This is a genomic window from Nocardioides piscis (assembly GCF_011300215.1).
In the GTDB taxonomy this organism is placed as follows: Bacteria; Actinomycetota; Actinomycetes; order Propionibacteriales; family Nocardioidaceae; genus Nocardioides; species Nocardioides piscis.
Genome location: NZ_CP049866.1, coordinates 2,075,992 through 2,097,886, shown reverse-complemented (window position 1 = coordinate 2,097,886; position 21,895 = coordinate 2,075,992). Strand labels below are relative to the sequence as shown.

At 66.3% G+C, this 21,895-nt stretch carries 19 protein-coding genes; 6 read left to right on the top strand and 13 right to left on the bottom strand.

Going from position 1 to position 21,895, the window contains the following annotated elements; genetic code table 11:
* Positions 1-93 precede the first annotated feature (93 nt).
* From G7071_RS10310 to murJ, 3 genes are all read left to right on the top strand, one after another.
* Positions 94-528, top strand: a complete 435-nt coding sequence (locus tag G7071_RS10310) for a BlaI/MecI/CopY family transcriptional regulator (protein ID WP_051204135.1) — start codon at positions 94-96, stop codon at positions 526-528.
* The gene (locus G7071_RS10305) at positions 525-1,472 is read left to right on the top strand and encodes a M56 family metallopeptidase (RefSeq protein WP_051204134.1); all 948 of its coding nucleotides are present in this window, start codon (positions 525-527) and stop codon (positions 1,470-1,472) included. Before G7071_RS10310 ends, G7071_RS10305 begins: the two co-directional genes overlap by 4 nt.
* A 237-nt stretch (positions 1,473-1,709) precedes the next feature.
* Positions 1,710-3,350, top strand: coding sequence for a murein biosynthesis integral membrane protein MurJ (gene murJ / locus G7071_RS10300; protein ID WP_010832275.1), 1,641 nt, complete (start codon positions 1,710-1,712; stop codon positions 3,348-3,350).
* A gap of 78 nt (positions 3,351-3,428) precedes the next feature.
* On the opposite strand, the gene G7071_RS10295 is transcribed toward murJ, so the two are convergent.
* Positions 3,429-4,157 (bottom strand): M15 family metallopeptidase, encoded by a 729-nt coding sequence (locus G7071_RS10295; protein ID WP_232211584.1) that lies wholly within the window; start codon positions 4,155-4,157, stop codon positions 3,429-3,431.
* Between the two features lie 52 nt (positions 4,158-4,209).
* Positions 4,210-4,833: a GNAT family N-acetyltransferase gene (locus G7071_RS10290; RefSeq protein WP_051204131.1), complete on the bottom strand. Its 624-nt coding sequence runs from the start codon at positions 4,831-4,833 to the stop codon at positions 4,210-4,212.
* A gap of 289 nt (positions 4,834-5,122) precedes the next feature.
* Between G7071_RS10290 and G7071_RS20010 the strand changes: the two genes are divergently transcribed.
* Positions 5,123-5,977, top strand: coding sequence for a M23 family metallopeptidase (locus tag G7071_RS20010; RefSeq protein WP_084622800.1), 855 nt, complete (start codon positions 5,123-5,125; stop codon positions 5,975-5,977).
* Between the two features lie 57 nt (positions 5,978-6,034).
* On the opposite strand, the gene G7071_RS10280 is transcribed toward G7071_RS20010, so the two are convergent.
* The 3 genes from G7071_RS10280 to G7071_RS10270 are packed head-to-tail and all read right to left on the bottom strand — an operon-like array spanning position 6,035 to position 7,697.
* Positions 6,035-6,880 (bottom strand): F510_1955 family glycosylhydrolase, encoded by an 846-nt coding sequence (locus tag G7071_RS10280; RefSeq protein ID WP_156887163.1) that lies wholly within the window; start codon positions 6,878-6,880, stop codon positions 6,035-6,037.
* Between the two features lie 41 nt (positions 6,881-6,921).
* Positions 6,922-7,473, bottom strand: coding sequence for a hypothetical protein (locus G7071_RS10275; RefSeq protein WP_010832271.1), 552 nt, complete (start codon positions 7,471-7,473; stop codon positions 6,922-6,924).
* Complete coding sequence (locus tag G7071_RS10270; protein WP_036490395.1) at positions 7,470-7,697, bottom strand: hypothetical protein; 228 nt, start codon at positions 7,695-7,697, stop codon at positions 7,470-7,472. The genes G7071_RS10275 and G7071_RS10270 overlap by 4 nt, the downstream gene beginning before the upstream one ends.
* A gap of 357 nt (positions 7,698-8,054) precedes the next feature.
* On the opposite strand from G7071_RS10270, the gene G7071_RS10265 reads away from it, so the two are divergent.
* Together G7071_RS10265 and G7071_RS10260 are read left to right on the top strand one after the other, a co-directional pair.
* Complete coding sequence (locus G7071_RS10265) at positions 8,055-8,309, top strand: DUF2933 domain-containing protein (RefSeq protein ID WP_166318169.1); 255 nt, start codon at positions 8,055-8,057, stop codon at positions 8,307-8,309.
* A 155-nt stretch (positions 8,310-8,464) separates the two neighbouring features.
* Entirely contained in the window at positions 8,465-10,021 is a 1,557-nt protein-coding gene (locus G7071_RS10260; RefSeq protein ID WP_281351651.1) for an MFS transporter, read from the top strand.
* A gap of 194 nt (positions 10,022-10,215) precedes the next feature.
* Here G7071_RS10260 and G7071_RS10255 read toward each other — a convergent pair whose 3' ends face one another.
* The 8 genes from G7071_RS10255 to G7071_RS10220 form a co-directional block, all read right to left on the bottom strand.
* Positions 10,216-10,662 (bottom strand): class I SAM-dependent methyltransferase, encoded by a 447-nt coding sequence (locus G7071_RS10255; protein ID WP_246209930.1) that lies wholly within the window; start codon positions 10,660-10,662, stop codon positions 10,216-10,218.
* A 352-nt stretch (positions 10,663-11,014) separates the two neighbouring features.
* Positions 11,015-11,617, bottom strand: coding sequence for a DUF305 domain-containing protein (locus G7071_RS10250; protein ID WP_036493841.1), 603 nt, complete (start codon positions 11,615-11,617; stop codon positions 11,015-11,017).
* Positions 11,618-11,784: 167 nt separating this feature from the next.
* Positions 11,785-14,559 (bottom strand): heavy metal translocating P-type ATPase, encoded by a 2,775-nt coding sequence (locus G7071_RS10245; protein ID WP_010834719.1) that lies wholly within the window; start codon positions 14,557-14,559, stop codon positions 11,785-11,787.
* A gap of 297 nt (positions 14,560-14,856) precedes the next feature.
* A complete protein-coding gene (locus G7071_RS10240; RefSeq protein WP_206062761.1) occupies positions 14,857-17,316 on the bottom strand; it encodes a heavy metal translocating P-type ATPase in 2,460 nt (819 codons plus the stop codon).
* Positions 17,313-19,661 (bottom strand): heavy metal translocating P-type ATPase, encoded by a 2,349-nt coding sequence (locus tag G7071_RS10235; RefSeq protein WP_206062760.1) that lies wholly within the window; start codon positions 19,659-19,661, stop codon positions 17,313-17,315. The genes G7071_RS10240 and G7071_RS10235 overlap by 4 nt, the downstream gene beginning before the upstream one ends.
* Positions 19,662-19,721: 60 nt before the next feature.
* Entirely contained in the window at positions 19,722-20,111 is a 390-nt protein-coding gene (locus G7071_RS19665) for a heavy-metal-associated domain-containing protein (protein ID WP_281351650.1), read from the bottom strand.
* Between the two features lie 29 nt (positions 20,112-20,140).
* A complete protein-coding gene (locus G7071_RS10225) occupies positions 20,141-20,425 on the bottom strand; it encodes a metal-sensitive transcriptional regulator (RefSeq protein WP_010834715.1) in 285 nt (94 codons plus the stop codon).
* 150 nt (positions 20,426-20,575) lie between these two features.
* A complete protein-coding gene (locus G7071_RS10220; protein ID WP_010834714.1) occupies positions 20,576-21,772 on the bottom strand; it encodes a YVTN family beta-propeller repeat protein in 1,197 nt (398 codons plus the stop codon).
* Positions 21,773-21,895: the final 123 nt, after the last annotated feature.

Below are 21,895 nucleotides of genomic sequence, written 5' to 3'. Positions count from 1 at the left end.
TGCCAGCAGTACAAGTGCGGCAGGGCTGGTGACCGTAGGCTTCGCTGCATACGTCAGCATTTCGGCTGGCTTGCCCGGTCGAATCCGGATGACATGTTCGTAGAGAAGGGGGCCGCCATCGTGAGCCACTTGGGTCAACTAGAAGCGGCGGTCATGGAGTGCCTGTGGGCGCACGATGAGGCCATGCCGGTGCGCGAGGTGCTCACTGAGCTCAACGGTAGTCGCGAACTTGCGTACACCACGGTCATGACGGTGTTGGACAACCTGCACCGCAAGGGAATGGTCGCCCGAAGCAAGGCTGGTCGCGCATGGGTGTACATCCCGGTGGGCTCTCGCTCCAGCTACACCGCCGAGTTGATGGAGGAGGCGTTGGCCGGCAATCCAGATCGGGGCGCGGCGTTGTTGCACTTCGTCGAGAAGCTACCGGCTGACGAACTGATGCAACTGCGTCAGCTCCTGGACCCCACCGGCCCGGACCCCAGTGTCACCAGTAAGTCGCCTGCGTCGGAGACGGCTCGGCAACTATGACGACAACGCTGGGACTGTTGCTCTTCGGGGTGGGGCTCGGCGTGCTGGGGCCCCGTCGCCTGGAACGGTCGAGCTGGCTCACGCGGTCGCCTCTGCTGGGCATCCTTGCTTGGCTGACGCTGTCGTTGACGGTTTTCGTGTCCTTCGTGTGGGCGGGCGTGACAGTTGCCGCTCATGCGATGCCCGATGGCGGGTGGCTCGGCAGTGCGGTTCACGCGTGCTCGGTGCTGTTGTCGGAAGAAGGGGTCTGGAAGCAGAGCCCGGTGATTCCAGCCTTGGGTGCCGCCCTGTCTTTTGGTGCCGTGGGCGCACTCTTTGGCGCCGTACAGATTGCTCGCCGTCGCGAGCGATCTCAGTTGCGGCGCAAGAGAGACCTCTTGGAGGTCGTGTGCGCACCTCACTCGGAGCCGGACGTGATGGTGCTGGAGCACCACGTGCCTTCCGTGTTTTGTCTTCCCGGGGGCCGAGGAGCCAGCGTTGTCGTCAGTCGAGGGGCTTTGGATTGCCTCTCGGAGTCTCAGCTGCAGCAGGTTCTCGCCCATGAGCGGGCGCACCTCGCCTCGCGCCATCACTTGATCTTGCGGTGGGCGGACGCGTTTGCGGTGGTCCTGCGGGGGCGTCTCGGCTCAGCCCAGGCACGGATCCGTATTGCGGAACTTGTAGAAATGCACGCCGATGATGCCGCCGGCCGGCACAACAGGAGAGACCTCGCCGAGGCAGTGATCGCGCTTGCCGGCGGAGCTCACCCCACCGGCGCCCTCGGCGCGGGCGGGTCAGCGTTGTCTCGCGTGCGCCGCCTCACTGCACCGGTCAAACCGATCTCACAAGTTGCCCGCGGAGGCATCCTGCTGTCCCTGTTGACGATGGTCCTGGCGCCCGGGATCATCGCGCTGACACCGGGCCTCTCCGCCATTTTCGTGGATGCTTGTCCGTTCTTCTTCTAACCCGCAGGACCACAAACGAACTTGCCTCACCAGAGATCGCGGGCGCAGGTCTCCACGGTCAGAGCATCTCCGTGTGCGTTGCGCGGCCACACACCGACGGATGGCGCGCGGTGGGGTTGGGCAGTTGGTTTGTGTTCCGTGGCCCATTGCGTGAGGCTGCGCGGCATGCCTAGTGGCCGTCGGACGCCCCCGGTCCCGGCCGTCGAGCAGGACCGTTTCGTTGCCTCGAGTGCCCTCATGGCGGCCGGCACCCTGTTCTCGCGCATCAGCGGTTTCGTCAGGGCGTTCCTGCTGGCGGCAGCGCTCGGGAACCTGTTGAGCGGCGACCTGTTCTCCATCGCGAACACCATCCCCAACATGTTGTACATCCTGCTGGCCGGGGGCATCTTCAACGCAGTTCTCGTCCCCCAACTGGTACGAGCGACAAAGACGGATGCCGACGGTGGCGAGGCCTTCACCAACCGGGTGATCACCCTGGCGGCGCTGTTCCTCGGCACCATCACTCTCTTATTGGTGGTCGCCGCACCTTGGGTGATGGGCGTGTTCCTAGATCCCGTCTTCGACGACCCGCAGCTCGCGACCCAGCGTGCCTCGGTCGTCGACTTCGCTCGATACTGTCTGCCACAGGTGTTCTTCTACGGCATGTTCGTGTTGGTCGGGCAGATCCTCAACGCCCACGGTCGTTTCGGGCCGATGATGTGGGCGCCGATTGCCAACAATGCCGTCTCGGTGTTGGTGCTTGCGGCGTACCTGCTCGTGTACGGACCTGCGCGCGGCGATGAACGGTGCCAGGGCTTCGAGCCAGGGCAGGAACTGTTGCTGGGGCTTGGGTCCACTCTGGGCATCGTGGTCCAGTGCCTCATCCTGCTCCCCTATTTGAGGCGCGCTGGAATCCGCTATCGGCCCCAGTTCGACTTCCGCGACTCAGGGTTGGGTCATACTCTTCGACTCGGGACGTGGACGATCCTGGTGGTGGCCGTCAACCAGATTGCCTACACAGTCGTGGTTCGTCTCGCCTCCGGCGGTACCGCTCAGTCAGCCACCGACGGATGCGGCGTCGGCATGACGGCGGAGGGCACGGGCTACACCGTCTACTCCACGGCGTTCCTGATCGTGATGGTGCCGCACTCGATCGTGACAGTGTCTATCGCGACAGCGGTTCTGCCCCGGTTGTCTAGGCTCGCGGCCGACCGGAACCTTCCTGATCTGGCCATCTCCGTGGCCGGGACCTTACGGGCGTCCTTGACGCTGATCGTGCCTTTCGCCTTCCTGATTCCCGTCATCGCCGCCGACGTCGCTAACGCTATCTCGTTCGGGGCCGCCCGATCGACCTCCGAAAACTACGGGCCGACGATCGCCCTCTTCGGACCGGGAATCCTGTTCTTCACCGTTCACTACTTGATGCTGCGGGGCTTCTTCGCCCTCGAGCGCACCCAGACGGTCTTCTGGGTGCAGTGCATCATCGCCGGCGTGAACGTCGCGGCCGCCATGGCTCTGGTTGGCGTCACAGAGGCTCGACTGACGGCCCCCTCGCTGGCGGCGGCGTACGGCGCCTCCTACGCCGTGGGTTCCGCACTGTCCTACTTGATATTGCGACGCGCTCTCGGCGGGCTGGACACCCGCCGACTCCTCGCATTCTTGGCCAGGATGCTGGTGCCAACAGTCGGCGCGACCGGTATGGCCTACCTGCTCGCGCACGTCCTTCACGCCACCGTGGAAGAGCCCACTCAACTGACTGCGGCTCTATGGGTGGCCGCAGTAGCGACCGCAGACGGGATCGTTTTTCTCGGCCTCGCCTGGCTGCTCCGGGTAGCCGAAATCACCCAGGTCGGCACGTTCGTCGTACGCCGCCTGCATGCCGCGGCCAGACACGGCTAGCTGGGACGCAGTCCGTCACGAGTGAGCCGTCGCGATGACGTGCCCGAGGGAACACGTAGCCGCACCGGTGCACAGGGGTCAGGAACCAGGCTGAGTGTACGGCGTCGAGGGATAACCGGTGTCGAAGTGCATGTAATCCGGGACAGGGATGTTCTGCCAGATCCAACCCTCGTCGATGAAGGTCTGCCAAACCACGTCACGGCGAAGGATCTTGCCCGGGCCGGGTGTGCGCGGTGCGTTCTCAGGTCCTGGTGACCAGCATTTGCAGCGTAGGTCCATCCATGGGTTCTCGCGTGGGTTGATGTCGATCGCGCGCCCGTTGGCGTGCGGGGACTCGAGCACGGGGGCGTTGATCTGGTCCGGGCGGCGGCAGTTGTATGCAGAGGTGTTGTCGGCTTGGAGGCTGCGCAGGGTGTCGCCGCCGTACTTCTCCACCCCTCGCATTCGCCGTATCGGAAAGCCTTCTTCGTAGAGCCGCGTGAAGATGCGCGCAGCCGTCTCGGCCGTGTCCGCGTTGACCACCAGGTGACCCCGGCGAAGGACGCCCTCGAAGTCGACGTGGTCCACCTCGACCCGTCGGAGCTGGGAACGTTCGGTCACCGGGCAGCCCTCTCGCACCATGCCAGCCTGGACCATCGCGTCCCATTGACGCTGCGGAACTCGGCGGATGACCGCGTCCTGGGGCTGACGCGGCGTGGGTGCGCCGGTCGGGGTTTCGATGCTCGCAACCTCGGTTCGTGATGGGCGACTGTCGTCAGCTGGGATGCTGCACGAGGCGAACAACAGCGCCAGCAGGGTGACTGGCACCGCATGAACCACGATGTGGGAGCACCTTGCGAGACTCCTTTTGACCCTAGTCTCAAGCATCGTCGTGCAGCTCCAGGTCGTAAAGGCGGATCCACCGACCGTCGAACGTCTGGCGGCGGGCTTTCAGCAGCCATCCTTGACGGTCATAGAACGGTCCTGCGCCGTTCGCTCCGTCGAGCGTAGCCAGACTGACCCGATCAGCTCCGGTCGCCTTCGCTGCTTGTACGAAGTCAGTCACCAACGCGCGTCCGACCCCGGCCCCTCGCCTGTTCTCAACCGTCGCAACATGCGAAAGCACCGCGACCTTCTTGGGCCCTGCCTGCGACTCCGTCTGATGGTGGCCTCGACATCGTCGCTGGAACCAGAGACTGAGGCGACGCGCGAAGAGCCGATAGGCCAACCGGGGGTGGCGCAGCGTCCCAAGCAGGACGGTGCCGGCTAGCGGCACGACGTGTCGCTGTAGGAGTAGTTTCCGGTGCGCCCGTGTGTCGAGGATGCCAACGAGGAAGCCGCACGGCCGTCCTTCGCTCTCTGCGAGGGTGGCAACGCCGTATGGCGTGTCAAGAAACGTTGCGTAGTAGCGGCGCAAGAAAGGGCGGCCGAGACGGCCCATGACGTTCTCCGGGAAGCACTTGAGGTGCTCCTCAGTGACGAAGGGGATGTCCGCCTTCACCATGGGACGGAGCGTCGCGGCTGCTTGTACTCCGGGCGACCTGGGGCTGGGTGAGGCGGCGGATGACATGCGTCGACACTACTACGTTGCATAGTAGTTCCGTGGTTTTTCCAGCGACGCGCGCCGGCCAAGGCAAGCAGAACCGCCGCGACCCGCCCCGTTGGCACTCAGACAGCCAGTGAACTATGGTGCATAGTAGTTGCCGGGCGGGTGCCCGGCTTCCCCTATCCGGGCACCCGCCGCTTCAAGACGTACGCGGCAGTCGTGCCCACAGAGCACACAAGGCCAATGCATGAGTCGACACAGCAGCAGGGCAGCGCCTGCACAGCCCAACTACGAGGGTGCGGGGAAGCGACGCGCTGTAAAGCCGGGCCGCCATGACAAGGATTCTTTGTCCAAGCATCCGCGGAGGCTGCCCCCCGCCAACGCGTTGCTAGGCGCCCTTGCGCTCATCGGTGCGGCCGGTGGAGCACTGTCTGGCGACCTGGATACAGATCCCGTCCCCGTGCGCGCGGAGTTCGCCACCACCGGCGGGTCCGTTAGCGATGCGTGGTCCGATGACCGACGCCAACCCGTGGTGAGCCGCTCCGCGCCACGCACAGCGTCGCCGCTGACTTCCAGAGCCCTGATCGCCGTCAAACGCCGCGAAGCGACCATGCAGCAACTTGAAGTAGCAGCCGATCGACGAGAGCAGCAGATCCAGCAACTGCAGGCAGCCGCCGAGCAGCGACGACGTGAGCAGCTAGCGCGACAGTGGACGCTGCCAGTGTCCTCGTACCGACTCACGGGCCTCTTCGGTCAGAGCAGCTACCTGTGGAGCACCGTCCACACCGGTCTGGACTTTGCAGCCCCGGAAGGCACTCCCATCTACTCCGTCGGTGCGGGCACGGTGACCGAAGCTGGGTACGCCGGGTCGTACGGTTACAGGACGATCGTGACTCTCGCGGACGGCACCGAGATCTGGTACTGCCACCAGTCGAGCATTTCTGTCACAGTTGGCTCCGCGGTGAGCCGAGGTCAGGTCGTCGGACTCGTCGGAAGCACCGGGAACGTGACCGGCCCACACCTTCACCTCGAAGTGCGTCCCGAGGGCGGAGACCCCGTCGACCCCTACACGGCCTTGGTCCAACGCGGGGCCCAACCCTAAAAGCACAGGCGCCGCTGGCGTACTGCGACTGTCATCATGGGCCCCAATGCCTGTCAGTCACATCCTGTGGCGAACGACGATTTTCCAGGTCTTTCCATCGTCGGTTGACTCGTACACGCCGGTGCTGGTGGCCGCGTGCCAACGACCATCGACAACATCGAGCGCTTCGGCCGGGCCGTCGACCTCACCGACTTTCGTCCAGTCGACGCCATCGGTGCTCGCCATGACTGCGCCGTCAGGTGCGATTCCGACGAGTGGTCCGTCCGGCTGCCAGTCGATCGCTGTGAGAACCGGTGCTGCCGTCACTGGTTGAGGGGCTGAACCGTTGGTGGAGGTAATCAAGAGCCCGCGGTCGGTAGTGGCGTACACGACGTCGGGGGTCTTGGGCTCCGCGGCGAGGTCGTACAACGGTTGCTGCGTGATCGTTCTCCAGTCCGTTCGGTTGTCCGTCATGACCAAGGCGCCTGCTGTCGAGTCGTAGGCGTAGATCCGGTCCCCCACTGCTTCGATGGCGTGCAGGTCGGCATCGCCGAGGAGGGACACTGGCTCCCACGTCTGGGCTGCGTCGGTGGACTCGATGAGGCCGAGGCTGGTCGGGAGGTCCTCCTCTTCCAAGTCTGGATGGCCGGAGCCGAGGAAGTGGCTGGGTCCGACAACGGCGAAGCCCATCGTGTCTTGCCACCGGTCAGCCACACGCTCGCTGGTCCCGTCGTCGCTCACCCGGAAGACACCGACATGCGAAGCCACATAAAGAGTTCCGTCGCCAGGGTCGACGCCGAGTCCGTGAATGTGCCCGAGCGCCAGGCCGGCATCTTGAGGAACGTCTCGGCGCCCGATCGTTGGAGTCTCCTCAACCGGGTCACTGCAGGCGGACACAAGGGCCACCGCCGAGAGTGCTGCCAAGCAAGCCGCAGTACGTCGCAGTGGGGCGCTTCGGAACATGTTCATGTCGTTGACCCGGCGCTCTGTGCCAGACGCGCCAGGCCGGCCTCGTGCCGGTATCGTTGCCCGCGCCGCGTCAGGCCCGCTGGTTTGTACATCGCCAACGCCGTCGTGATGAGCAACAACAGCAGGGCACCGCCCGAGTGCAGAACTACGGACGACCCTCGCAGGAGGGAGAGCTCTGCAGCTCCAAGCGCGTCGCGTCCCGCGACGTCAGCGAAGACAGCCAAGGTCTGCGTATACAAAAGCAACACCGCAGTCGCGATACCAGTGAGGGCGAGCTTCACGATCACCCAGTAGTGACGCCACAGGCCCCACGAGGAGACCAGTGACTGAGTGATGCCAGTGACCAGAGAGGCCAGAGCAAGAGGAACAAGCACGGTCCAGGAAGCCGCGTCCATCGCGAGGTAGACGGCGCTGAGCAGGGCGACGTCATCGCTTGTCACCGCTGTCAGGCCGAGACCGAGGTACATGAGAACGGCTCCGAGCCAACCGACTGAGGACACCACGTGCACGGTCAGACCCGCCTTGCGCGCGAGGGGGGTCGCGCTCATGGTTGGGAAACGGCCAACACGTGCACGTCGGGCGAGAGACCGTGCGACATGTGTCTTCCGGGCCCGTGTTCACCGCTACCGAGAAGCAGCCCGGCCAGCAGCACGATCACCAGTACGACGGCGCCCACAACGAACCACTTCACCCAGCCCGGCATGCCGGTGTAGGCCGGCAGTTCATTGACGGACGAGACGGAGCTGGGGTGCCCCTGCTGATCCTCGCTCATGATTGCTTCTCTCAGGGCTTGCAGGTAGGACGGATTGGACCGTTACTAGGCAGCGTAGTGGGGCTTTCCCAAGCCACAGACGATGCGTTGCCGTGATTGGTCGCCCAGCTCTCTGGGCCACGGCGCCACTACACATCCTTTCCGGCGAACCCCGCCCTCAGCGGTTGCCCTGCCGTCTCGTCGGACCCATTGGCAAGAGTCGTGCGGGATCCCCGGATCACGTCACGCAGCATCTGCCACCTGGGCGGCGCCGCACGCTTCAGGGAACCTTCACCATTCGCAACACCCGACCTCCATTTTCAAAGCTCACGCTGGTCATAACAGCCCCGGACAGACGGGCGCTGGTGATTTGAGGAGATGAGCACGATGGGTGGCAACCACTTAAAACACATGCTGCTTGGAGGCGCAGGCTTGTTCGGCGTCCTGCTGCTTGTCGGCGTACCGCTGACTAGCGCCCTGCTATACGCCGTCTTGCTGGCTTGCCCGCTGATGATGCTCGCCATGGGAGGGCACGGCGGTCACGCTGGTGCCGAACACGACCACACGTCGCGTCGCAGTGACGAACCCGACGAATCCATCGAGCCGGCCCGCCAGCAGCGGCATTGCCACTGATCTGCTGCAGCCCCCGCCATGGCCCGTAGACGACCACCCGATGACGCCCGAACACGGCGCCCCGGCGCTGATGCTCAAGCGACGCGCCTCCCGCGGCCGACGGCCCGCGACTCCGCGGCAACCGGCACTCGGGAGCGCTCGGTCGCCTTGTCGGCATGATCGGGTGGCGGGTCCGGGGAAGGACTGAGGACAAGGGCACCCCGGCATCGGCACCGTACGAGCCTCTTGAGCGACCCCCCGACTGCGCCAGCGTCGAGAGGGAGGAGCACACAAGCCGGCGCTGGCTCGCGCTGACGGGGCTGACAGCCGTGACTTTTCTGTTGCTGCTGGACGACACGGCCGTCGCGGTTGCCCAACCCGCGATCCAGCGTCAGCTCGGCCTGAACCTCGAGGGGCTGCAGTGGCTGGTCAACGTCTACACGTTGACGATTGCCGCCTTCATCCTCCTCGCCGGGCAGCTTGCCGATCGCTTCGGTCGGCGGCGGATGTACCTGACGGGTCTTGCGATCTTCACGCTCGCTTCGCTGGGTGCTGGACTCGCGTCTTCCGGAGCGTCACTGATCGTCATGCGTGCCGTCCAAGGCTTTGGCGCCGCGCTTGTGACTCCGACCGCTCTGGCGATCATCGCGGACGTGTTCCCGCGCAGCCAGCGCGCCACGGCGCTAGGTATCTGGGCCGGAGTCTCAGCCAGCGCGCTCGGCCTTGGTCCGCTGGTTGGCGCAGTCATCAACGACTCCCTTGGTTGGCGCTGGATCTTCCTGATCAACGCTCCCGTCGGCGTGGGTGTGTGGCTGCTGGCGCGCGCCGTCCTGCGTGACGATCACGCGCCGCGGCCGTCCCTGCGCCTCGACGCCCTCGGTGCCGTGATCTCGGGCGCGGGTCTGCTCGCATTGGTCCTCCGGCTCACCCAGGCCAACGGCGCCGGATGGCTCTCGGTGCGCAGCATTGCTCTCTTTCTCGGCGCTGGCCTTTGCCTCGCGCTCTTCATAAGGCACGAACGGCTGACAGCGGAGCCCCTGCTTCAACTGTCACTGTTCAAAGATCGCGCCTTCGCCGGAGCGAACATCCAAATCCTGCTCGCCACCTCGGTGATGTGCAGCCTCTTCTTCTTCCTGGCCTTGTACCTGCAAACCGTGCTCAGCTACTCGGCACTCGAGGCGGGCACCGGCCTGCTGCCTCTGACTATCACGATTGTCGTCGTCGGGCCGTACGCCGGCCGGCTCGCAGATCGCATCGGGCCCCGCATCCCGGTCGCCCTCGGAATGCTGCTTCTCGCCGGGGCGCTCCTGGGGCTGTCGGGGCTGCGCATGGACTCGAGTATCGGCAGCCTGGTGCCCTGGCTGACCCTGGCCGGCTTCGCGATCGGACTGGTCACGGCGCCGACCACCGCGACCGCCATGGGATCAACCGACGCTGACGGCCACGGTTCCGCGGCCGCCGTGTTCAGTACGTTCCAAACCACCGGGCTCACCCTCGGGATCGCGATCATGGGAGCAATCCTCGCTTCGTTCGGACCCGGCGCAGCCTTCGCTCGCACGATCAGCGACGAGCATCACGCGGCGTTCGTGCGCGGCTTCTCGACGGCTCTCACCGTCAACGCCGTCATCGCGCTCATCGCCGCCGGCATCGCCCTCACCATGCTGCGCCCGACGGCTGGGCGAACCGAAAGACCCAACGGGGCCGCCAAGGAGGAGCCCGATCGACGACCCTAGCGGGCAGGTTGGTGGCCACATCATCTGCCGAGAACACGTCGCCGGTCGCTCGAACATGGGCAACGTGCCGCTCTGCACTCGCGAGAGCGCAGCAGGTCAACCAGGCATCCACCCGTTTCCGCTTAGTGCACTCCCAAGCAAACGTCAGGGTGTCATTGACCCGAAGTGGAGAAGGGTCATTCGCGCGGATACACCTAGCCCACACTCCGCTTGGCTCCGAAACGCATGAGGTGGCCGGAAGCGGAAGGACGAACTTCGACATCGTCGAACCCCGCCTCAGCGAGGCCGATGCGGAGCCCGTCGGCGGACAGGAGGAGATGGGGGGATCTGTCAAGGCGATGGGTCAGGCGCGCCGCTCGAGTGTCGGTGAGGTCGTAGCCGAGGAACGCGCCGCCCGGGCGTAGCACTCGCGCTGCCTCACCGAGCGCCTCCCGCCACGCGGTGACGTGATGGAGCATCAGGTACGACGTGACGGCGTCGAAGCTGGCATCACCGAACGGCAGAGCAGTGACGTCGGCCTGTCGCACGGTCACATTTCCGCGATGGGCCAGGCGGTGCCGAGCAGATGTCACCATGGCGTCGTCGATGTCGGTGACCGTGAGGCGGACGTCGGGAAACAACTGGGCGATGCCGTCGGCCATGGCGCCGCTGCCGCCGCCGATCTCCAGGACGTCACCGGTCAGCTCCTCACCGCCAAGGGCCCAGGGCAGGACAACTCGGCGCGCGAGCACCCGCCAAGGCGCGCTCCGGCAGAACGCTACTTCGACGGCTGACATGACCGGCACAGTCGAACTTCCTTCCGTTCAGTTCGCGAGGACACCGACAGGCGCCGGATGGGGGCATGCCGCCGAACTCGCCTCGGGGGAAGGCGGTGCAGTCCGGCGGCACGCCGGTTTGGGGGGAGGCGCTACCCGACGACCGACACCGTCTGCCCCTGCTACCGATACGACGACGCCGGCTTCAGGGGATGAGCGCTCGTGCTCTGAACGTGGTCTAGGACTCGAGGAGCTGCTGCATCTGGGCGATCTCGGCCTGCTGATCACTGATGATCTTCTCCGCCAGGGCTACCGCGTCCGGGTTCTCGCCCTGATCGACCTCCACCTGGGCCATCTCGACGGCGCCTTCGTGGTGCTCGATCATCATCTCGAGGAACATGCGGTCCCAGTCGGCGCCCGAAGCCTCCATGAGGCCGTTCATCTCTTCCTCGTCCATCATGCCCGACATTGCGCCACCAGAGTCGTCACCCATATCGCCGTGATCCATCCCACCCATTCCGCCGGAGGTCACTTCCTCACCCCACGCCTCGAGCCAGCCCTCCAGGGTCTCGATCTCGGGACCTTGAGCCGCCTCAATGCTCTCGGCGAGCTCTAGCACCTCACCGTTGCTCGCCCGACCCTGCGCCATCTGCGCCATCTCGATCGCCTGCTCGTGGTGAGGGATCATCAGTTGGGCGAAGTTGACGTCGGCGTCGTTGAACGCGGCGGTGCTGTCGCTACCGGTGCTGCTCGTCGCGTCGCCGTCCGGGTCGTCTGCGCAAGCAGTCAGCGTCAGGCCAGCGGTGGCCAGTAGGGCGATCGCAGCCAGCGTCTTCCTCATCATCAAGTTCTCCATTCAAGGTTCATCATGGGCACGCTAGGGCGCCTCGTGTCCCTGCGATCTTGACCTCCCGAGATGGAGAGTCCAACCAGATCAGGTCAAGATTCGCTGAAGAAATCCGCCGGGTCGATCGACCAATCCGCGACAGGTCCGCACGTGGCAGTCGGTCAGGTACCGGTGCCGGCGTACATGCCTGGGTCCTTCTCGAAGCTGGCGGCGCAGTGCTCGGAGCAGAAGAGGTACGTCGTTTCGGCGTACTCAACGCTGCGAACAGCATCAGCGGGGTCGATTGCCATTCCGCAGACAGGGTCGACAACGGTTGCACTGGACATGGGTGATCCTCCTTGGTGAGTGCCTTTTGTGGTGTCCTTCGCTGTGGGCCCTACCTCTACGACCGGTTCCCCCTCGAGGGGTTGGACGGTGTCAGGAAAGGCCCGGGGGCGGAAGGTCTTGAGCCGGTTGGCATTGGCGACCACCGACAGAGAAGAGAGGGCCATTGCCGCGGCGGCGATCATGGGGCTCAAGGTGAGGCCCAGTGACGGGTAGAGGGCGCCCGCTGCGACGGGGATGCCGAGCCCGTTGTAGACGAAGGCGAACCCCAGGTTCTGCTTGATGTTGCGCATGGTGGCCCGGGACAGGTCGACTGCGGTCACCACACCGGCCAGGGCACCTGAGACCAAGGTGATATCAGAGGACTCGATGGCCACGTCGGTGCCGGTGCCGATGGCTGATCCGATGTCCGCCTGGGCCAGGGCCGGGGCGTCGTTGATGCCGTCGCCCACCATCCCGACGATGCGTCCCTCGGCTTGGAGGCGCTTGACCTCCGCGGCCTTGTGCTCGGGCAGGACCTCGGCGAGCACCCGGCGGATGCCGACCTGACGTGCGATCGCCGCGGCCGTGGTCCGGTTGTCGCCGGTCATCATGACGACGTCGATGCCGCGCGACTGCAGTGCCGCCACGGCGGCCGCCGAGCCATCCTTGACCGTGTCCGCGACGCCGATCACCCCGGCTGGGATACCAGCAACTGCCGCGAGGATGGGTGTCTTTCCGTCGACGGCCAGTGCCTCGACGTGAGCAAGCAGCGGGGTGGGGTCGATGCCAGCGCCCGCTAGGAGTCGTGGGCTGCCGACCAGCACTTCGCGGCCGGCGATCAGCGCGCGGACGCCCTGCCCCGTGACCGAGTCGAAGGCGGTGACTTCAGGGAGAGGCAGGTGTTGGCGCTTGGCCCCATCCACGATTGCGGAGGCCAGCGGGTGCTCGGAGGAGTTCTCGACCGCGGCCACTGTCGCGAGCAGGTCGTCGCCGGTGAAGCCTGCCAATGGAATCACATCGGTCAGGACGGGGGTGCCGTTGGTGATGGTGCCCGTCTTGTCCAGCACGACCGTGTCCAGTTTGTGCGCGGTCTCGAGTGCCTCTGCCGAGCGGATGAGGATGCCGTTGGTGGCGCCCTTTCCGGTACCCACCGTGATGGACATGGGCGTGGCGAGGCCGAGGGCGCAGGGGCAGGCGATGATGAGGACTGACACTGCGGCGACGAGCGCGAACACCAAGGCGGGGTCGGGGCCGGCGAGGGCCCAGACCACGAAGGTCCAGACTGCGATGGCGATGACCGCCGGGACGAAGTAGCTGGACACTGTGTCTACGAGTCGTTGGATCGGCGCCTTGGAGCCCTGCGCCTCCCGGACCAGCTTGATGATCCGGGCGAGCATGGTCTCCCCGCCGACCTTGGTCGCGGCATAGCGGAAGGTGCCGGTCTGGTTGATGGTCGCCCCGATGACGGTGTCACCTGGCGCCTTGGCGACCGGAATCGGCTCGCCCGTGACCATCGACTCGTCGACCGCGGAAGCTCCCTCGGTGACTTGTCCGTCGACTGGCAGTTTCTCGCCCGGGCGCACCACGACGATGTCGTTGACGACGACGTCGTCAATCTGGACCTCCACCTCGAGGCCATCACGCACGACGCGAGCCGTGCGCGGCTGCAGACCAATGAGGGTGCGGATCGCTTCACCCGTGCCTGCCTTTGCTCGGGTCTCGAGCAGGCGGCCGAGCAGGATCAGCGTGATGATCACCCCGACTGCCTCGTAGTACACCTCGCGCACGTCTTGCGGGAGCAAGCCGGGGGCGACAGTCACGACCAGGCTGTAGCCGAAGGCTGCGACCGTTCCGAGGGTGATGAGGGAGTTCATGTCCGCGGTCCGGTGGCTGAGAGCCAACCAACCTGTGCGGTGGATCGGCCAGCCCGTGTACACCATGACGGGCGCGATCAGGGCCAACTGGAACCACCTGTTCATCAGGAGCTCGGGCATCCAGGTCACAGCGAAGAACTCGGTCAGCATGACGGCGAAGAGCACCGGGGCGCTGAGGACCGCTCCCACGATCACCCGACGGGACAGATCCGAGATCTCCGCGGCACGCTCGGCGGCCTCCGGGTCCTCACCCTCGCGACCGTCTGGAGACACAGAATCGTTTGTGTCGGTCACCACCGGTGACTTGTTACTGTCGCGGTTCGTTTGAGAGTGGTCGCGACCCAGGTTGTCGTCAGTGGTCGGGGTCTGTCCCGAATCGTCTCCCCCGGCAACGCGAAGCGTCCCGCTGATCATGTTCATCCCGCAGGCGAAGCGGTAAGTCCCCTCCTCCGTCGGAGTGAACTCCACGGCAGTCGTGGCATGTGCCGGCAACAGCTCGTTGACCTTGAACTCCGGCATGACGACCCGCGAGGAGCAGTCGCCGGATTCCTGGCGGTCAAACACCATCCGCACTGGGGTACCTGGTCGCACCTCGAGCAGGTCAGGGTGGTAGCCGCCCTTCACCGTCACTCGAACCACCTGGAACCCGTCCTCGAGCTGCGCGTGGCTGGTCCTTCTTGGGCCGAAGAAGAACCACGCGAGCACGCTGGTGAGAATCAGTGCGGCCAAGATGACGAGTGCGTCATTGACGTTCATCGGACTTCTCCTCCGGTCACGGCGATCGAGCAGGCAACCGCGCAATGGCAATGCCTCGCTTGCGTACTTACTCAGGCAACCGGCTGCAGGTATCGGGTGTGCATTCCTGCCGTGAAGGTTCGATCAAGAAACCGGCCCTAGTCAGTCGGCGGTCTGACTCAGATCGGACGGTCCTCGAGCGACCCCTCGAGAGGGCCATCACTGCCCTGGCGGTGCTGCGCGCGGAGGTGCTCGACTGCCGCGTCTCCCATCGAATGCACGTGCTCCTGGAGTTGACCACGAGGGCCCTTGGGGGACCTAGTGCGCTGGCTGCAGGCTGTCAGCCTGAACTGGTTCGGGGTCAGCGGGCTGCGTGGGCAGCGGTAGGCGCTTGAGCATCAAGGCATTCACGGCAACCAGGAAGCTCGACCCGGACATTGACAGCGCGGCGATCTCGGGCCGCAGCACCAGGCCGAACGCGGGCTCGAAGACGCCGGCGGCGATCGGCAACGCGATTGCGTTGTAGCCCACTGCCCACCCGAGGTTCTGTCGCATCTTGCGCAGCGTGCCCCGTCCGATCGTCAGTGCCACCGGCACGTCGAGCGGGTCGGAGCGCATGAGGACGACATCGGCGGCCTCGATGGCGACGTCGGTGCCGGCGCCAACGGCGATACCGACGTCGGCCTGCACCAGCGAGGGCGAGTCGTTGACGCCGTCGCCGACCATCGCGACGACGCGTCCTTCGTCTTGCAGCTGCTGGACGTGACGTGCCTTGTCCTCGGGCAGCACCTCGGCAATGACGGTGTCGATTCCGAGTTCCTCCGCGATCCGCTCGGCGGTCGCGTGGTTGTCGCCGGTGAGCATGACGACCCGGATGCCGGCCTTGTGCATGGCCGTGACTGCGGCGGCGGAGGTCTCGCGGACCGCGTCGGCCATCCCGATCACGGCGACCACGTTGCCGTCGACGGCGACGAACACCGCGGTGCGTCCGCCTGAGGCGATTTCGTCGCGCTGCGCTCCGAGGTCGCCGACCGCGATGTCCTCTGATTCCATGAGCCGTCGGTTGCCGATCGCGACCTTGTGTCCGTCGACCTCGGCGAGCGCCCCGATGCCGGTGACGTTGCGGAAGCCGGTGGCGCGCAGGCGTGGGGCGTCTGTCGCGTCGACGTGACGCACGACTGCCTGAGCGAGTGGGTGCTCGGACTCGCGTTCGAGGGCACTGGCCAGGGCGAGGGCTCGTTGTTCGTCGACGCCGGGGGCGAGGACGACGTCGGTGACCTCGGGTTCGCCTTTGGTGAGGGTGCCGGTCTTGTCCATCACCACGGTGTCGATCCGGGCCGATGTCTCGATCGCGGTGGCGTTCTTGAACAGGATGCCCCGCTTGGCACCGAGCCCGGAACCGACCATGATCGCGGTCGGCGTGGCCAGGCCCAGCGCGTCGGGGCAGGTGATGACGACAACGGTGATCGCGAACAGCAGCGCGGTCTGCACGCTCGCGCCCGCCGCCAGCCAGACCAAGAAGGTTCCGGCCCCGCCGATTAGGGCGACAAGGACGAGCCAGAACGCGGCTTTGTCCGCGAGTCGCTGTCCGGGGGCCTTGGAGTTCTGCGCCTGCTGCACGAGCGCGACGATCTGGGCCAGGGCAGTGTCCGCGCCGACCTTGGTGGCACGGACGCGGAGGGTGCCGGTGGTGTTGACGGTGGCCCCGATGACCGGGTCGCCAGGTGACTTGTGCACCGGGAGGCTCTCGCCGGTGACCAACGCCTCGTCGACGTCGGAGTCACCTTCCTCCACGACCCCGTCGGTCGCGATCTTGGCGCCCGGGCGCACCAGGAGCAGGTCCCCGACGACGACCTCCGCTGTGGACACCTCGACCGGTTCGCCGTCGCGGATGACGAGACCCTGCGGAGGCGCCAGATCAAGGAGGGTTCGGATGGCGTCGTTGGCGCCGCCACGGGCGCGCATCTCGAACCAGTGCCCGAGCAGCACGAACGCGGTCAGCACCGTGGCCGCCTCGTAGAACACCTCACCGCCACCGGTGAGGGTGACCCCGAGCGAGTAGAGCCAGCCGGCCCCCACGGCGACGGCAACCAGCACCATCATGTCGAGCGTGCGAGCGCGCAGCGCCCGCCAGGCCCCGTCGAAGAAGATCCAGGCCGAGTAGAACACCACCGGCAGTGACAGCAACAGGCTGAACACGTCGTCGCGTAGGCCGAACGGCGCGACGGTCTCGAAACCCAACACCTCCCGGCCGATCGGTGACCACAACAGAATGGGCACGGAGAGCAGCGCAGCAACGAGGAACCGGTTGCGCATGTCGCGGACCATGTCGGCCATCGACATGGACCCGTGCCCGCCGTGGCCCATCGCGTCGTGCGGCGAGCTCACCGGAGACGCGGGTGCCGTCGGGTGCCCCGCGTGCGCGTCTTGGGTGATGTGGCCGTCGTGTCCAGTCGCGGACCTCGGCTCGGTCATCGGGTCGCACACGTGCTGCGGGACCGACTGGCCGGCGCAGTGGAAGCCGCACTGACGTACCCACGCCCGCAGCTCGCTCAGGTTCGTGCGGTTGCGGTCGTAGGTGACAGTGGCGGTCTGCGAGACCGGGTTGGCATCGACCGAAAGGACACCGGGCCGCCGGGCCAGAACGGCCTCGGCCACGTTCTTGCTGCTGGCCCATTGGACTCCCGAGACCTCCAGGACGGTGGTGGCGATGCCGTTGCTCTCGCCACCCTGATGCCCGGGATCGTGTTGGCCGTCGGAGTGTGAATGCGTGGTCATCGCTCTGCCTTCCTGGAAGAAACGCGGGTCACCGCGTGGTCCTGCCCTGCGTCCGGATGAGGTGAGGAGGATGTGGAGACGGCCTGGAACCGGCGCAGCCTCAGGCTGTTGGACACCACGAACACCGAAGAGAACGCCATCGCAGCGCCGGCGATGAGTGGGTTGAGCAACCCGAGTGCGGCGAGGGGAAGAGCGGCCACGTTGTAGGCGAAGGCCCAGAACAGGTTGCCCTTGATGGTCCGCAAGGTACGGCGCGAGAGTCGGATCGCGTCGACGGCCGCGCGCAGATCGCCACGCACCAGTGTGAGGTCAGAAGCCTCGATGGCCACGTCGGTGCCGGTGCCCATGGCGATGCCGAGGTCAGACGTGGCCAGTGCGGCGGCATCGTTGACGCCGTCGCCGACCATCGCCACGGTGCGGCCCTCGCGCTGGAGACGTTCGACGACGGCGACCTTTTCCGCCGGGAGAACTTCGGCGATCACCTCGTCGATGCCGACTGCCGCGGCGACGGCGCGGGCGGCGCGTTCGTTGTCGCCAGTGAGCAGCACCGGGCGCAACCCGAGCTGCTTGAGCTCGGCGACGGCCTGGGCGCTGGTGGGCTTGATCGTGTCGGAGACGACCACCACGCCACGGGCGGCGCCGTCCCACCCGATGGCAATCACGGTCCGGCCCTGCTGCTCCGCGATCTGGACCGCCTCGATGAGGTGCGCATCGAGGGGTTGGCTCCACTCCTGGGCGAGCCAGCCCGGCCGTCCGGCCACGACGGCGTGGCCGTCCACGACGCCCGCAACCCCGAGGCCCTGGGTTGAGGCGAACCCCTCGACGTCGGGCAGCCGTTCCCCGAGTCGGGCGCGGGCGCCGGCTGCGATCGCCTGACCAACCGGGTGTTCCGAGGCGTGCTCCACAGCCCCGACCAGCCGGAGCAGGTTCTCGGCGTCGACGCCGTCGGCGGGGATGGCCTCGGCCAGTTCCATCCTCCCGGTGGTCACGGTGCCGGTCTTGTCGAGCACGATGGTGTCGACCACCCGGGTGGACTCGAGGACCTCGGGGCCCTTGATCAACACGCCGAGCTGGGCGCCACGACCGGTCCCCACCAGCAGGGCGGTCGGTGTGGCCAGCCCCAGGGCGCACGGGCAGGCGATGATGAGCACCGCTACTGCGGCGGTGAAAGCCGCGGTCACGCTGTGTCCGGTCAACAGCCAGCCAGCCAGCGTCAGCAGGGACAGGCCGATGACGACGGGCACGAAGACCGCCGAGACCCGGTCGGCGAGGCGTTGGACCTGCGCCTTGCCGTTCTGGGCGTCCTCGACGAGTCGGGCCATCTGAGCCAGCTGGGTGTCGGCTCCGACCCGGGTGGCAGCGACGACCAGTCGACCGCCGGCGTTGATGGTGGCACCCACGACCGGATCACCAGGGCCGACTTCGACCGGGACTGGTTCTCCCGTGAGCATGGAGGCGTCGACGGCAGAGGTACCCGCCTCGACGACTCCGTCGGTGGCGACCTTCTCCCCCGGGCGTACGACGAACCGGTCGCCGACGGCGAGCTGGTGCGCGGGGATGCGCACCTCTCCCCCGTCCCGGAGGACCGCGACATCCTTGGCGCCCATGTCGAGCAGCGCTCGCAGCGCCGCGCCGGACTGTCGCTTGGCGCGGGCCTCGAAGTAGCGGCCGGCGATGATGAAGGTGGTGACGGCCGCGGCGACTTCGAGGTAGATGTGGACGCCCGCGTCTGCATCGGGGAAGAGGTCGAACGGCATCCGCATTCCGGTCATCCCGGCGTGGGTGAACAGCAGCGCCCACAGCGACCACAGCCAGGCGGCGGAGACTCCGACCGAGATCAGGGTGTCCATGGTGGCTGCGCCATGCCGGGCGTTGGTCACGGCGGCGCGGTGGAACGGCCAAGCACCCCAGACCACGACTGGTGAGGCCAGGGTCAGGGAGATCCACTGCCAGTTGTCGAACTGCACCGCCGGGATCATCGACAAGGCCAGCACCGGCACGGTCAGCACCGCTGAGATGACCAGTCGCTGCCACCAGCCCGCGGCCTCGATGTCCCGGTCGTCCGACGCGGTGGCAGTCGGTGGTTCCCCGTCGCTGTACGCCGGAGGCGGCACGGTTGCGGTGTAGCCGGTGGCCTCGACCACCCCCACGAGGTCATCGGGGGTGAGCGTGGCTGGGTAGCTGACCTTTGCCTTCTCGGTGGCATAGTTGACCGTGGCAGTGACCCCGTCCAGCCTGTTCAGCTTCTTCTCGATCCGAGCCGCGCAGGAGGCACAGGTCATCCCACCGATGCTCAGATCCAGCTCACGGCTGGACTGATCTGGGGTGGTGGTGGGCGTCGTCATCCGAGTTCATCTCCTCGCACAGCCGTGTATTGCGGCGGGTTGCGGTGGTCTGCCGGTGGGCTATCGCTGAGCGAGTTGGTAGTCGCCAGCCTCCTCGAGAGCGCCCGTGACATGGGTGTCGTCCAGGGTGGTAACGCTCACGACTGTCACCGTCGAGATGCCGCCGGCGACGAGCTCGATCTGCACATCGGTGACGCCAGCGAGGGACTTGAGCTCGCTGGTGACGGCTCCGGCGCAGTGGCCGCAGGTCATTCCGGAGACGGCGTAGCTGTGGGTGGTCATCGTGTTCTCCACGTCGATCGCCTTGGACGCCGCGGACGTGGTGGCCGAGCCGGTGTCAGCAGCACCGCAACCGCAACCGCCACATCCGCAGCTGCCGGCGTCGGCGCTCTGGTCTGCCAGCAGCGGCTGGCTGCGGGCCTGGTCATTGGTCTCGGTGGTCTCGGTCATCGGACTTCCTTAGGTCGGGTGCTGCTGGGTCAGGAGCGGACAAGCCGGGCAATGGCCTCGGATGCCTCGGTGAGCTTGCGTCGCGTGTCCTCGGGGCCTTCGACGTGCGTGAGGCAGTGCTTCAGATGCTGGTCAAGCAGCAGCAGTGCCACGCTCTCGAGGGCCTTGGTGGCAGCTGCGATCTGGGTGAGGATGTCAATGCAGTAGGTGTCTTCATCCACCAGGCGCTGGATCCCGCGGACTTGCCCCTCGACGCGTCGCAGACGGGTCTGAATGGCCTTTTTCTCGGTGATGTAGCCAGGCTCCGTGTGCATCGCCGGCCTCCTTGAGAGTCATGTCTGACTGCCGCTGTTCGTCACAAATCATAATACCCCTAGGGGGTATCAGCGCAAGTAGTGGCGGAATACCTTCACCGAACCTTCATGTCGCCGGCTCCGCCACCGGGAGTCCGCGGTCGCGGTGGGTCAGTGGGTGTCGCCGTCATGACCTTCGTCGTCCGAGTGCTGCGCTGGTTCCCCGGCGGTTCCGTCTGGGAGGCGGAGCATCGTGGTGGGCGCTGGCTCCACGGTGAGGGGTGAGTAGCTGATGCCGTTCGGCTTCCCTCCGACCGGGATCCTGGCCACCACGGTGAGGGTTGCGAGGTCGATCACGGCAACGTCGTTGCCATACAGGTTGGTGACGTAGGCATGCTTCCCCGAGGGCTCGACGACAATCCCATGGGCGCCTTGGCCGGTGTCCACGTTCTCGGTGAGCGTGAACGACCCGATGTCGATGAACGACACGGTGGTTCCCGGCGCCGTTTCGTCTCCCTGGTTGGCCACGAGCAGGAAGCGGTTGTCGGGGGTGACGAACGTCTGGATCGGACCGTCGCCGACCTTGATCTTGCCGACCAGGCGTCGGCGGGCGACGTCGACCTTGGCGACAGCGTCCTCACCGTTGAGGGAGACGTAGACGAAACGGCCGTCCGGAGAGAACGCGACCTGCGCAGGGCCTCGGCCCACAGCTATGTCGTCCACCAGCGTGTTGGTGGTGGTGTCGATGACACTCAAGGTGGTGCCGGACACGTTCGCTACGTAGATCCAGCGTCCGTCCGGACTCGGGCGGAGTCCGTGGGGTCCGGCCCCGGCGGGGATCGTCGCGACCCGACGCATGGTTGCGGTGTCGATGGCGGTGACGGTCCTGTCCTCGGCATTGGTGGTGTAGGCGGTCGCTCCATCTGGGGTGACCACGATGTGGGCCGGGGATCCCCCGGTGGGCACAGCACCGTGGACCTCCAGGGAGGTGGTGTCGAGCATCGCGGCGAACGAGTCATGGCCGCTGACTGTCCACAAGCTCGCCCCGTCCGGCCCCATCTGCACGTTGTGCGGGCCCTCGATGCCGTCCAGGGTGGTGGCCACCTGGTGGGTGGCTGCGTCGATGGCGGTGAGGGTGCCGCCTTCCTCGTTCGCGACCCACACAGTTCCGGTCACCATTCCGGTGTGGGCGGTGGGCACGGTGTCGGCCGTCTCTTCGTCCGGTCCAGTGAGCGCGATGACGCCGATGGCGGCAGCCAGCAGGCCTGCCAGTGGCGTGGCGAGAAATAGCATGAACTTTCGGCGTCCACGTGGTCGGCCGCTGGGACGCGAGGTCGGGTCTGCGCTGCGCGCGGCGGTCTGGTTCATGGGCGGAAGCTCCTGACAGGTGGGGGACGCGTCGCAGCGTGCCTGCGTCACGGGTTCCCCCTGAGACTCGGCGATCCGTCTCGTCGTTCAGCCGAGGTTTCGGTGAAGGTTCGGTGAAGGTGC